This window comes from Streptomyces sp. SAS_281 (assembly GCF_052542855.1).
Window position 1 is genome coordinate 1 of the sequence record NZ_JBMNDO010000182.1, and the last position, 11,225, is coordinate 11,225.

At 68.7% G+C, this 11,225-nt stretch carries 8 protein-coding genes; 6 read left to right on the forward strand and 2 right to left on the reverse strand.

Annotation, left to right across the window (positions count from 1 at the left end; translation table 11 throughout):
- The first annotated feature begins 189 nt into the window (after positions 1-189).
- Together ACN6LM_RS36300 and ACN6LM_RS36305 are read left to right on the forward strand one after the other, a co-directional pair.
- Positions 190-1,308, forward strand: coding sequence for a lipid II:glycine glycyltransferase FemX (locus ACN6LM_RS36300; protein ID WP_361028414.1), 1,119 nt, complete (start codon positions 190-192; stop codon positions 1,306-1,308).
- A 106-nt stretch (positions 1,309-1,414) separates the two neighbouring features.
- A complete protein-coding gene (locus ACN6LM_RS36305; RefSeq protein ID WP_361028417.1) occupies positions 1,415-2,446 on the forward strand; it encodes an alanine racemase in 1,032 nt (343 codons plus the stop codon).
- Between the two features lie 19 nt (positions 2,447-2,465).
- Here ACN6LM_RS36305 and ACN6LM_RS36310 read toward each other — a convergent pair whose 3' ends face one another.
- Together ACN6LM_RS36310 and ACN6LM_RS36315 are read right to left on the reverse strand one after the other, a co-directional pair.
- Positions 2,466-3,968, reverse strand: a complete 1,503-nt coding sequence (locus ACN6LM_RS36310) for a glycosyltransferase family 87 protein (protein ID WP_445069689.1) — start codon at positions 3,966-3,968, stop codon at positions 2,466-2,468.
- 134 nt (positions 3,969-4,102) lie between these two features.
- On the reverse strand, positions 4,103-6,856 hold the full coding sequence (locus ACN6LM_RS36315) for a transglycosylase domain-containing protein (RefSeq protein WP_445069690.1): 2,754 nt from the start codon (positions 6,854-6,856) through the stop codon (positions 4,103-4,105).
- Positions 6,857-7,243: 387 nt separating this feature from the next.
- On the opposite strand from ACN6LM_RS36315, the gene ACN6LM_RS36320 reads away from it, so the two are divergent.
- The 4 genes from ACN6LM_RS36320 to ACN6LM_RS36335 all read left to right on the forward strand — a co-directional run bounded on the left by ACN6LM_RS36320 (position 7,244) and on the right by ACN6LM_RS36335 (position 11,081).
- Complete coding sequence (locus tag ACN6LM_RS36320; protein WP_425813069.1) at positions 7,244-7,948, forward strand: PadR family transcriptional regulator; 705 nt, start codon at positions 7,244-7,246, stop codon at positions 7,946-7,948.
- A 62-nt stretch (positions 7,949-8,010) separates the two neighbouring features.
- The gene (locus tag ACN6LM_RS36325; RefSeq protein WP_425813067.1) at positions 8,011-9,093 is read left to right on the forward strand and encodes an inositol-3-phosphate synthase; all 1,083 of its coding nucleotides are present in this window, start codon (positions 8,011-8,013) and stop codon (positions 9,091-9,093) included.
- A 114-nt stretch (positions 9,094-9,207) separates the two neighbouring features.
- On the forward strand, positions 9,208-10,473 hold the full coding sequence (locus ACN6LM_RS36330; RefSeq protein ID WP_445069691.1) for an MFS transporter: 1,266 nt from the start codon (positions 9,208-9,210) through the stop codon (positions 10,471-10,473).
- A gap of 44 nt (positions 10,474-10,517) precedes the next feature.
- Positions 10,518-11,081, forward strand: coding sequence for an LppU/SCO3897 family protein (locus ACN6LM_RS36335; RefSeq protein ID WP_445069692.1), 564 nt, complete (start codon positions 10,518-10,520; stop codon positions 11,079-11,081).
- The last annotated feature ends 144 nt before the right edge of the window (positions 11,082-11,225 follow it).

Consider the following 11,225-nt stretch of genomic DNA (forward strand, 5'->3'; position numbering starts at 1 on the left):
CCCCCCCCTCCCCCCCCCCCCCCCCCCCCCCCCCCCCCCCCCCCCCCCCCCCCCCCCCCCCCCCCCCCCCCCCCCCGCACGCGTACAGGCACACGGGGCCAGACCGCTCGCCCGACGGCCACAGTAGGCTTCGGCGCGAGAGCCGGAGCCCCTGACCGATGGGGACACACCTGCCGAGGAGCGCCCCGCATGAGCCTGACCCTGAGGACCATCAGCCGAGAGCAGCATCTGGCCTACATCCAGAGTCTGCCCGCGGCCAGCCACATGCAGGTCCCGGCATGGGCGGATGTGAAGGCCGAATGGCGCTCCGAGAGCCTGGGCTGGTTCGACAAGACCGGTCAGCTCGTCGGCGCCGGTCTGGTGCTCTACCGGCAGCTCCCCAAGATCAAGCGCTACCTCGCGTACCTGCCCGAAGGCCCGGTCATCAACTGGTACGCCCCGAACCTGAGCGACTGGCTGCAGCCGATGCTGGCCCATCTCAAGCAGCAGGGCGCCTTCTCGGTGAAGATGGGCCCGCCGGTGGTCATCCGCCGCTGGGACGCCGCGGCCATCAAGGCCGGCATCCAGGACCCGGACGTGAAGCGCCTGCGCGACGTCGAGGCCACGCACATCGAGCCGCGCGCCTTCGAGGTCGCCGACCGGCTGCGGAAGATGGGCTGGCAGCAGGGAGAGGACGGCGGCGCCGGCTTCGGTGACGTACAGCCCCGCTACGTCTTCCAGGTGCCGCTGGCGAACCGCTCGCTGGAGGACGTCCACAAGGGTTTCAACCAGCTCTGGCGACGCAACATCAAGAAGGCCGAAAAGGCCGGCGTCGAGGTCGTCCAGGGCAGCTACGCGGAACTCTCCGAGTGGCAGCGGCTGTACGAGATCACGGCGGAGCGCGACCGTTTCCGTCCGCGCCCGCTCGGCTACTTCCAGCGCATGTGGACGGCCCTCAACAGCGAGGACCCCAACCGGATGCGGCTCTACTTCGCCCGTCACGAGGGCGAGAACGTCGCGGCGGCGACCATGCTGATCGTCGGCGGACACGTCTGGTACTCGTACGGCGCCTCGGCCAACCACAAGCGTGAGGTCCGCCCCTCGAACGCGATGCAGTGGCGGATGCTGCGCGACGCGTACGCCATGGGCGCCACGGTCTACGACCTGCGCGGCATCTCCGACTCGCTGGACGAGACGGACCACCTCTTCGGTCTGATCCAGTTCAAGGTCGGCACCGGCGGCCAGGCGGCCGAGTACCTCGGCGAGTGGGACTTCCCGCTCAACAAGCTGTTGCACAAGGCGCTCGACATCTACATGTCACGCCGCTGATCCGAGCTCCACAGCTGACGAAACCGGCTCCATTGGTTTCAATGGGGCCTGAACACGCTTCTCCTCCCTGATCCACCGCAGCCACCAGAAGGGTTCCGGACCGGCCATGGCGCTCTCCCTGTACGTCGACACCGCGCGCTGGCGGGCGCACCAGAAATCCGTTATCGACCAGTTCCCCGGCATCGTGCCGGTCTGCAAGGGCAACGGGTACGGCTTCGGCCACGAGCGGCTGGCCGACGAGGCGATCCGCTTCGGGTCCGACATCCTCGCGGTCGGCACCACCTACGAGGCAGCCCGCATCAAGGACTGGTTCAGCGGTGACCTGCTGGTCCTCACGCCGTTCCGGCGCGGTGAGGAACCGGTGCCGCTGCCCGACCGCGTCGTACGGTCCGTGTCCTCCGTCGACGGGGTGCACGCCCTGGTGGGCGCGCGGGTCGTCATCGAGTGCATGAGCTCCATGAAGCGCCACGGCGTCAAGGAGGAGGAGCTCGGCCAGCTGCACGCGGCCATCGAGGACGTACGCCTCGAAGGCTTCGCCCTCCACCTGCCGCTGGACCGTACGGACGGGTCGGACGCCGTCGAAGAGGTCATCGCGTGGATGGACCGCCTGCGGGCGGCCCGGCTGCCGCTGCACACGATGTTCGTCAGCCACCTGCGCGCCGACGAACTCGCCCGGCTGCAGCAGCAGTTCCCGCAGACCCGGTTCCGCGCCCGCATCGGCACCAGGCTCTGGCTCGGGGACCACGAGGCGACCGAGTACCGGGGCGCCGTGCTCGACGTCACCCGCGTCGCCAAGGGCGACCGGTTCGGCTACCGGCAGCAGAAGGCCGCGTCCGACGGCTGGCTCGTCGTCGTGGCCGGAGGCACCTCGCACGGTGTGGGCCTGGAGGCCCCGAAAGCCCTGCACGGCGTGATGCCGCGAGCCAAGGGTGTCGCCCGGGCCGGCCTGGCCACCGTGAACCGCAACCTGTCCCCGTTCGTCTGGGCGGGCAAGCAGCGCTGGTTCGCCGAACCGCCGCACATGCAGGTGTCGATCCTCTTCGTGCCCTCGGACGCCGAGGAGCCCCGGGTGGGCGACGAACTGGTGGCCCACCTGCGCCACACGACCACGCAGTACGACCGCATCGTCGAGCGCTGAGTCCGCGCGCCCGCCCCGCTCAGTCGGCGGCGGGCGTGCCGGCCGTGCCCCACTCCACCCGCGGCCCGGACGCCGCGGGCAGCGCCTCCCGGCGGGCGCTACCCGTCTCGACCAGGTGGGACAGTACGAACACGTCATCGGCCCCGTCGAGCACCCCGCCCGACGGATCGTCCGAGCCGTCCCGCCGCACCCCGTCGCGATCCGGCATCAGGATGTCCCGCACGACGACGGCACACAGGTACAGCGTGCCCAGCAGATGCAGCACGATCGCCAGCTGATAGCCCTCGGTCGGCAGCCCCTGGTGCTTGTCGCCGCTCGTCGTGTAGGCGAGGTACAACCAGATTCCGAGGAAGTACAGGACCTCGCACGTCTGCCAGATCAGGAAGTCCCGCCAGCGGGGCCTGGCCAGCGCGGCGAGCGGGATCAGCCACAGGACGTACTGCGGTGAGTAGACCTTGTTGACGAGGATGAACACCGCGATGACGAGGAACGCGAGCTGCGCGAAGCGCGGCCTGCGCGGGGCGGTCAGGGTCAGGACGCCGATCGCGGCGCACAGCGCGATGGTGGTCACCGTCGAGACGGTGTTGACCGTCCCGACGTCGATGGACTCACCGGTGCGCTGCGTGATGACCAGCCAGAACGACCCGAAGTCGATGCCGCGTTCCTCACTGAAGGTGTAGAACTTCTTCCACCCCTCAGGGGCGAAGACCATGACCGGCAGATTGACCACCAGCCAGGAGCCGGCCGTGCCCAGCGCCGCCGCACCGAACTCCCGCCACTTGCCCGCCCGCCAGCACAGGACGAAGACGGGCCCCAGAAGCAGGACGGGGTAGAGCTTCGCGGCCGTCGCAAGGCCGATGAGGATGCCGAACGCCAGCGGGCGGCTCCGCGACCACATCAGCATCGCCCCGGCGGTGAGAGCCACGGCCAGCAGGTCCCAGTTGATCGTGGCGGTGAGCGCGAAGGCCGGCGCGAGCGCCATCAGCAGACCGTCCCAGGGGCGCCGCCGGTGCGTGCGGGCGACGCAGACGGCGATCACCGCGGTGCAGATCATCAGCATTCCGGCGTTGACCAGCCAGTACGCCTGCTCCTGCTCCTGGATGGAGCCGCCCGGGGTCAGCCACGCCGCGACCTGCATGAACACCCCGGTGAGGACGGGGTACTCCAGGAACTGCATGTCTCCGGGCAGCCGGTCGAAGTACGGCACAAGTCCGTCGGCGAAGCCGCGCCCCGAGTACAGGTGCGGGATGTCCGAGTAGCACGCGTGCGTGTACTGGGAGCCGGCCCCCCTGAACCACGCCCAGTTGTAACAGGGCAGCTTCTGCACCATGCCGAGCGCGAACATCCCGATGGCCACCAGGGCGATGGCTCCCACCGGGGTGAGCGCGGCGCTGCCGAGCCGCGACCAGCGCCCCGACCTCCCGCCGATCAGCTCGCTCCCTGCCGCCGCGACCTCGTCCCGGTGCGTGGGGCGTACGAGGGGCTGTTCCTGGTGCACGCTCGTGTCCTCTGCGCTTGGCATGCCGCACATCCTGCCGTACGGCGCTGTGGAACGGGTGAGGGCCGCCGCACCGGGGTGCCGCGGCCCTCATCTCCTGTCCTGATCACCTCGCGCCTGACCGTGTACCGGGCGCGAGGCGTACTGCGTACCGGGCTCTACCCGGTCGCGCCACCCCACCAGTTGGTGTTCCCGGTGCTGTTGTTTCCGGTGCTGTTGGAGTTGCCGCCGGTGGCGCCGTTGTCGTTGCCGCCGGTGGTGGTGCCCGCGTCCGTACCGCCGTCGCCACCGGTCGTGCCGGCGTCCGTGCCGCCGTCGCCGCCGGTCGTGCCCGCGTCCGTACCGCCGTCGTTGCCCTGAACGGTGCCCGCGTTGGCGCCGCCGTTGTTCTGGCAGTTCCAGCCCCACGTACCGCAGCTGTCGGTCGGGTCGGGGGTCGGCGTCGGCGTCGGCGTCGGTGTCGGTGTCGGCGTCGGCTCCGTCGACTCGGTCTCGGTCGGCGTGGGCGTGGGTGTCGGCGAGGGCTTCTTGGACGCGCCGCCGCCGTAGACCTTGTCCCCGATCGGCTCCGCCTCGGGGAAGGGCTGGGCCTTCGCGCCCTTCATGGCCTCGGCCATGTAGTCGTGCCAGACCTGCGCGGGGAAGGAGGCGCCGTGGATCTTGTCCTTGCCGCCGGTGCCGTACATCTTCTCGAAGCCGCGGTCCTTGTTCTTCTCGTCGTCGTCCAGCCGGTACATGCTGATCGCCGTCGACAGCTGCGGGGTGTAGCCGACGAACCACGCCGACAGGTTGTCGTCGGTCGTACCCGTCTTGCCCGCGACCTCGCGGCCCGGAAGCTGGGCGGACGTACCGGTCCCCTTCTCCACGACGTTCTTGAGCACGTCCGTGACGTTGTCGGCGATGGCGCTGTCGAAGGCGCTCTTGGTGACCACCTTGTGCTGGTACTCCGGCTTACCGCGCTTCTCCACCTCGGTGACGGAGAACGGCTCTCGCTGCTGTCCCCGGGCGGCGAAGGTGGCGTAGGCGCCGGCCATGCTCGTCGCGCTCGGCGAGGAAGTACCGATCGAGAACGACGGCACGCTCGCGTCCGCCATGTATTGGTCGTCCTTCAGCCCGGCCGCGATGGCGGCCTTCTTCACCTTGTCCGTGCCGACGTCCATGCCCAGCTGCACGTAGGGGGAGTTGGCGGACCACTGCATGGCCTCACGCAGGGTGATGTTGCCGTACGAATCGTGGTCGTCGTTGGTCTGCAGCCACTCCTTCCCCTCCTTGTCGACCCAGACGTCGCCGTTGTACTTCCTGATCTTCAGCTTGTTGGCGCCGTTGTAGATGCTGAGCGGCGAGACCTTCGTACGCTGCGACTCGTCCTGCTCCGGGCCGCCGGACGGGTCCCGCTTGCCGTACTCCATGGCGGCCGCCAGCACGAAGGGCTTGAAGGTCGAACCGACCGCGGCTCCGGTGGGATCGGCGTTGCTCTGGAAGTGCTTGGTCGCGTCCACACCGCCGTAGATCGCCTGGATCGCACCTGTCTTGGGGTCGACCGACGAGCCGCCGAACTGCACGTGGGTGTCGTACAGCGGGCGCTTCTTGGGATCGATGTTCTCGTCGTAGACGCGCTTGACGGCCGTGCTGAGCTGATTGACCTTCTTCCTGTCGAAGGTCGTGTGGATCTCGTAGCCGCCCTGGTCGAGCATGTCCTTGGTGATGTCGGTCTTGGCGTAGATCTCGGCCTTGGCGGTGTTCACGAGGTAGCCGATCTGGCCGCCCAGCTGGGCGTTCCGCTTCGGCTTGTGGGGCATCGGGAACTCCGTGTAGCCGTCCCGCTCCTTCTGCGTCATACGGCCGTCCTTCACCTCCTCGTCAAGGATCCACTTCCAGCGCTTCTTCGCCCGCGCGAGGTTCTTCTCGGGGGTCGCCTGCACCGGGTCGACCTCCGTCGCGCCGGCCGGGTCGTAGTAGCTGGCGCCCTTGAGGAGACTGGCCAGGAAGGCGCACTGGCTCGCGTCCAGGTTCTTGGCGTCCTTGCCGTAGTACGTACGGGCCGCGGCCTGGAGGCCAGAGGCGCCGCGGCCGTAGTACGAGACGTTCAGGTACCCGGCCATGACGTCGTTCTTCTTCATCTCGCTGCCGACCTTGAGCGTGATGAAGAGTTCCTCGAACTTGCGGCTGAGGGTCTGCTCCTGAGACAGCCGCGAGTTCTTGACGTACTGCTGGGTGATCGTCGAGCCGCCCTGGATCTCGCCGCCCTTGGCCATGTTGAAGACGGCTCGGGCGATACCCATCGGGTCGATGCCGTGGTCGCTCTCGAAGGACTTGTTCTCGGCGGAGATGACGGCGTTGCGCATCGCCTCGGGGATCTGCGCGTAGTCGATGACCTGGCGGTTGACCTCACCGCCGGTGGCCACCATCTGGGAGCCGTCGCTCCAGTAGTAGACGTTGTTCTCCGCCTTGGCGGCGGCCTGGATGTCCGGCTTCGCGACCATCGCGTACGCGAGACCGGCGAGGCCCATCAGCAGGCCGAGGAAGCCGATGCACAGGCTGGACACCAGTTTCCAGGACGGAACCCAGCGGCGGAGGCCCTGACGGCCGGCGCGCGGGTAGTCGATGAACCGCTTCTTGGCCGGGCGCCGGCCCCCGCGCCCACGGTCCTCGTGCCCGTCGTCCCCGCCGCCGCGGCGCCGTCCACCGCCGCCGTCGGAACCTCCACGGCCCCCGCCACCGCGCTGGGCCGCTCGTCTGGCGGCTGCACGACCTGGGTACGGGGCCTCCTCGCTGTGCGAGTCGGAAGGTGAGGCTGAAGTTACTCCGCGTGACGGTGCTGCGCGGCGTCCTGAGGACTGCTGGGCGGCTCGTCGGGCCGCGGCACGTCCGCCACCTTGCGGTTGCGACGTTTTGCGACGGTGCTCGCTCATCGAACGACTACTCCTCGGGCAGGCGAGAGCGCCTGGAAGCGGCAGGTGAGATCCGGTCCCCCGAATGACGGGCCAGCCCGGCGACAGGCTCGCCCGCAGTGCATCCGGATGGCCCGCGAGCACTGACGCACGCGCGCGTCTCGCGGTTCCCGGTGGTCTGCATGCCGCACAGACTACGCACGGTCAAAACCCTCCTGGGACCGAACTTCACCTCAAATAACGCAAGTCGGTTCCTACGAATTGTCGATGTGACGCCGCTCACTGAGGCTCCCCTTGTCGGCATCGCCGGTCCGATCTATCGTGCTGATGTATCGAGTCGATACATCAGCTCGGTACATCGACCCGGTACAAGGGACCGTGAGAGCACTCGGAGAAGGAGGGGCGAGGTTGAGCAGACGTTCCGGCATCCTTGAGTTCGCCGTCCTCGGACTGCTCCGCGAATCCCCGATGCACGGCTATGAGCTGCGCAAACGCCTCAACACCTCGTTGGGCATCTTCCGTGCCTTCAGCTACGGGACGCTCTACCCCTGCCTCAAGACGCTGGTCGCCAACGGCTGGTTGATCGAGGAACCGGGGACTGCTCCGGCGGAGACGGCGCCCGGCTCCGGCCGGCCCGTCGCTCCCGCCTCGTCCCTGGCGGGGCGTCGCGCGAAGATCGTCTACCGATTGACGGCTGAAGGTAAGGAGCACTTCGAGGAGCTGCTCACGCACACCGGCCCCGACTCCTGGGAGGACGAGCACTTCGCGGCTCGATTCGCCTTCTTCGGGCAGACGGAGCACGACGTGCGCATGCGGGTGCTCGAAGGGCGTCGCAGCCGGCTGGAAGAGCGCTTGGAGAAGATGAGCGCCTCTCTGGCCCGCACCCGTGAGCGCCTCGACGACTACACACTTGAGCTGCAGCGACACGGCATGGAGTCCGTGGAGCGCGAAGTGCGCTGGCTGAACGAGCTCATCGAGAGCGAGCGGTCGGGACGGGATCAGCGACGATCCTCGCCCGAGGGCTCAGCTCAGCAGAAGACCGCAGGAGAGCCTGACGGCCTGCCCCGGCGGGGAGACAACCCGCCGGATCCGTCCGGCGACACCGCCAAGTGAGTTCGCCGCAGATCCGCGGCGAGCTCATCAGAAACATCCATTACACACAGGGAGCAACCGGAATGGGTTCGGTTCGCGTAGCCATCGTCGGCGTGGGCAACTGCGCCGCCTCGCTGGTCCAGGGCGTCGAGTACTACAAGGACGCCGATCCGGCCGGCAAGGTGCCCGGTCTGATGCACGTCCAGTTCGGCGAGTACCACGTGCGGGACGTCGAGTTCGTCGCCGCCTTCGACGTCGACGCGAAGAAGGTCGGCCTGGACCTCTCGGACGCCATCGGCGCGAGCGAGAACAACACCATCAAGCTCTGCGACGTGCCGCACGCCGGTGTCACCGTCCAGCGCGGCCACACCCACGACGGCCTGGGCAAGTACTACCGCCAGACCATCGAGGAGTCCGCCGAGGCCCCGGTCGACGTCGTCCAGATCCTCAAGGACCGCAAGGTCGACGTCCTGGTCTGCTACCTCCCGGTGGGTTCCGAGGTGGCCGCGAAGTTCTACGCCCAGTGCGCCATCGATGCCAAGGTCGCGTTCGTCAACGCTCTTCCGGTCTTCATCGCCGGCACCAAGGAGTGGGCGGACAAGTTCACCGAGGCCGGTGTCCCGATCGTCGGCGACGACATCAAGTCGCAGGTCGGCGCCACCATCACGCACCGCGTGATGGCGAAGCTCTTCGAGGACCGGGGCGTCATCCTGGACCGCACGATGCAGCTGAACGTCGGCGGCAACATGGACTTCAAGAACATGCTCGAGCGTGAGCGCCTGGAGTCCAAGAAGATCTCGAAGACGCAGGCCGTCACCTCGCAGATCCGCGACCGCGAGCTCGGCGCGGACAACGTCCACATCGGCCCGTCGGACTACGTGGCCTGGCTGGACGACCGCAAGTGGGCGTATGTGCGCCTCGAGGGCCGCGCCTTCGGCGACGTCCCGCTGAACCTGGAGTACAAGCTCGAGGTCTGGGACTCCCCGAACTCGGCCGGTGTCATCATCGACGCCGTCCGTGCCGCGAAGATCGCCAAGGACCGTGGCATCGGCGGCCCGATCCTCTCGGCTTCCTCGTACTTCATGAAGTCCCCGCCGGTCCAGTACTTCGACGACGAGGCCCGCGAGAACGTCGAGAAGTTCATCCGCGGTGAGGTCTCCAACTGACCCGCGTGAACCAGCCGCGCAGGTGAGGAGCGGCAACGCTTCTCACCTGCCGCGCCGTTGAGGGCCCCCGGGCAATCCGCCCGGGGGCCCTCGTCGTGTGTGACCCTTGCTCCCATGCCCGTCGCGCGCGACCTGCGCATACTTCTCCGTCTTCCGGACTTCCGCCGCCTGCTGGCCGTGCGGGTCCTGTCCCAGTCGGCCGACGGGGTCTATCAGGTGGCACTGGCCACACATGTGGTCTTCGCGCCGGAGAAGCAGGCATCCGCCGGGGCGATCGCCTCCGCCATGGCCGTGCTCCTGCTCCCCTACTCGCTCGTCGGGCCCTTCGCAGGTGTGCTGCTTGACCGGTGGCCGCGGCGCAAGGTCTTCGTCTACGGCAACCTGCTGCGCTCCGGGCTCGCCTGCTGCACCGCCCTCCTGATCATCGGTGCGGCTCCCGCATGGCTCTTCTACGCCTCCGCACTGTGCGTCACCGCGGTCAACCGCTTCGTCCTCGCCGGTCTCTCCGCCGTCCTGCCGCGCGTGGTCGAGCGGAAGCGTCTGGTGCTCGCCAACTCGCTGTCGCCGACCGCGGGCACTCTCGCCGCCACAGCAGGCGGCGGACTCGCCTTCGTGGTGCGGCTGCTGGCGGCTTCGGACTCCGTCGTGGTGCTGTTCGGGGCGGCGCTCTACCTCGCATCGGCGCTGGCGGCACTGAGCCTGGCGGCGGGGCTCCTCGGGCCGGACCGCGACACCGGACGCATGTCACTGCGGGCGGCGCTGGCCGCGGCGGCCGGCGGACTGCTCGACGGGCTGCGGCACTTGTTGGAGCACCGGACCGCTTCCCGGGCACTGGCAGCGATGACGGTGATCCGGTTCTGTTACGGGGCGCTGACCGTCATGGTCCTGATGCTCTGCCGGTACGCCTGGACGGACAGCGAGGACGACGGTCTCGCCCTCCTCGGCCTGGCGGTGGTCGTCTCCGGTGCCGGGTTCTTCGCGGCGGCCGTGCTGACCCCCTGGGCCGCGGGGCGGCTCGGGCGGCTCCGTTGGATGGTGGTGTGCGCCGGCACCGCCGCGGTCCTCGAACCGGCGCTGGGGCTGTGGTTCGCTCCGGCGCCGATGCTCGTCGCCGCGTTCGTCCTCGGACTCGTCACCCAGGGGGCGAAGATCGCCACGGACACCGTGGTGCAGACCGCCGTGGACGACGCCTACCGGGGCAGGGCCTTCTCGTTCTACGACGTGCTGTTCAACGTGGCCTTTGTCGCCGCGGCGGCGGTCGCCGCGCTGATGCTCCCGCCCGACGGGCGGTCCGTGGTGCTGGTGACCGGTGTGGCAGTGCTCTATGCAGGTTCTGCCCTGTGCCTCGCACATTGGAGTCGGAGCGGTGATGTCCTATAGCGTGCCCGCGTCAAACAAGACACACGAATCACGGGGGCATACAGATGACTTACCCGCCGCAGCAGGGCAGCGGTCCCTACGGCCAGCAGCCGGCTCAGCCCTACCCGCCTCAGCAGGCCGGATACGGCTACCCGCCGCAACAGCCCCAGCAGGGGTGGGGTGGCCCTCAGCAGCCCCAGCAGGGGTGGGGAGGCCCCCAGCAGCCCCAGCAGCCGCAGGGTTGGGGCGCTCCTCCTCAGGGTCCCACCCAGCCCTCGGGCGGCAAGAAGAAGCTCCTCGCAACGCGCAACATCATCATCATCGTCGTGGGCCTCGTCGTGCTCGGCGCGCTGAAGTTCGGCCTGGGTGACATGTTCGAGTCCGACGCCAAGGCCGCTTCGGTCGGGGACTGCCTGGAGAACAAGGGCACCAACTCCAACCCGGACATGCAGTCCGTCGACTGCGGCTCGTCCGCCGCCGAGTACAAGGTCGCCGAAGTGCACGACAACACGACCGACACGGACCTCTGCGACGCAGAGAAGTACTCCGCCTACACCGAGAGCTCGGGCCGCCGTAAGAGCCGGAGCAGTGTGGTGCTCTGCCTCACGCCGCTCAAGACGGCCGGCTGAACCTCACAACACCCCAATACACCGGCCGAGGGCGTTGTTTCACGTGACCGCCGTGGTGCACGGCGCCGGCCGCATCGGCTCCGCCGTCGCCACGCTGCTCCGGGCCTGCGGCATCCGGACCGTGGCCGCCGTCCGCACCCCGCG

Excerpts from the sequence above, each read along its gene's own strand:
- ACN6LM_RS36315 (WP_445069690.1), bottom strand. The coding sequence starts at position 6,856 with ATGAGCGAGCACCGTCGCAAAACGTCGCAACCGCAAGGTGGCGGACGT.
- ACN6LM_RS36330 (WP_445069691.1), top strand. The coding sequence starts at position 9,208 with ATGCCCGTCGCGCGCGACCTGCGCATACTTCTCCGTCTTCCGGACTTC.
- ACN6LM_RS36310 (WP_445069689.1), bottom strand. The coding sequence starts at position 3,968 with ATGCCAAGCGCAGAGGACACGAGCGTGCACCAGGAACAGCCCCTCGTA.
- ACN6LM_RS36305 (WP_361028417.1), top strand. The coding sequence starts at position 1,415 with ATGGCGCTCTCCCTGTACGTCGACACCGCGCGCTGGCGGGCGCACCAG.
- ACN6LM_RS36335 (WP_445069692.1), top strand. The coding sequence starts at position 10,518 with ATGACTTACCCGCCGCAGCAGGGCAGCGGTCCCTACGGCCAGCAGCCG.
- ACN6LM_RS36325 (WP_425813067.1), top strand. The coding sequence starts at position 8,011 with ATGGGTTCGGTTCGCGTAGCCATCGTCGGCGTGGGCAACTGCGCCGCC.
- ACN6LM_RS36300 (WP_361028414.1), top strand. The coding sequence starts at position 190 with ATGAGCCTGACCCTGAGGACCATCAGCCGAGAGCAGCATCTGGCCTAC.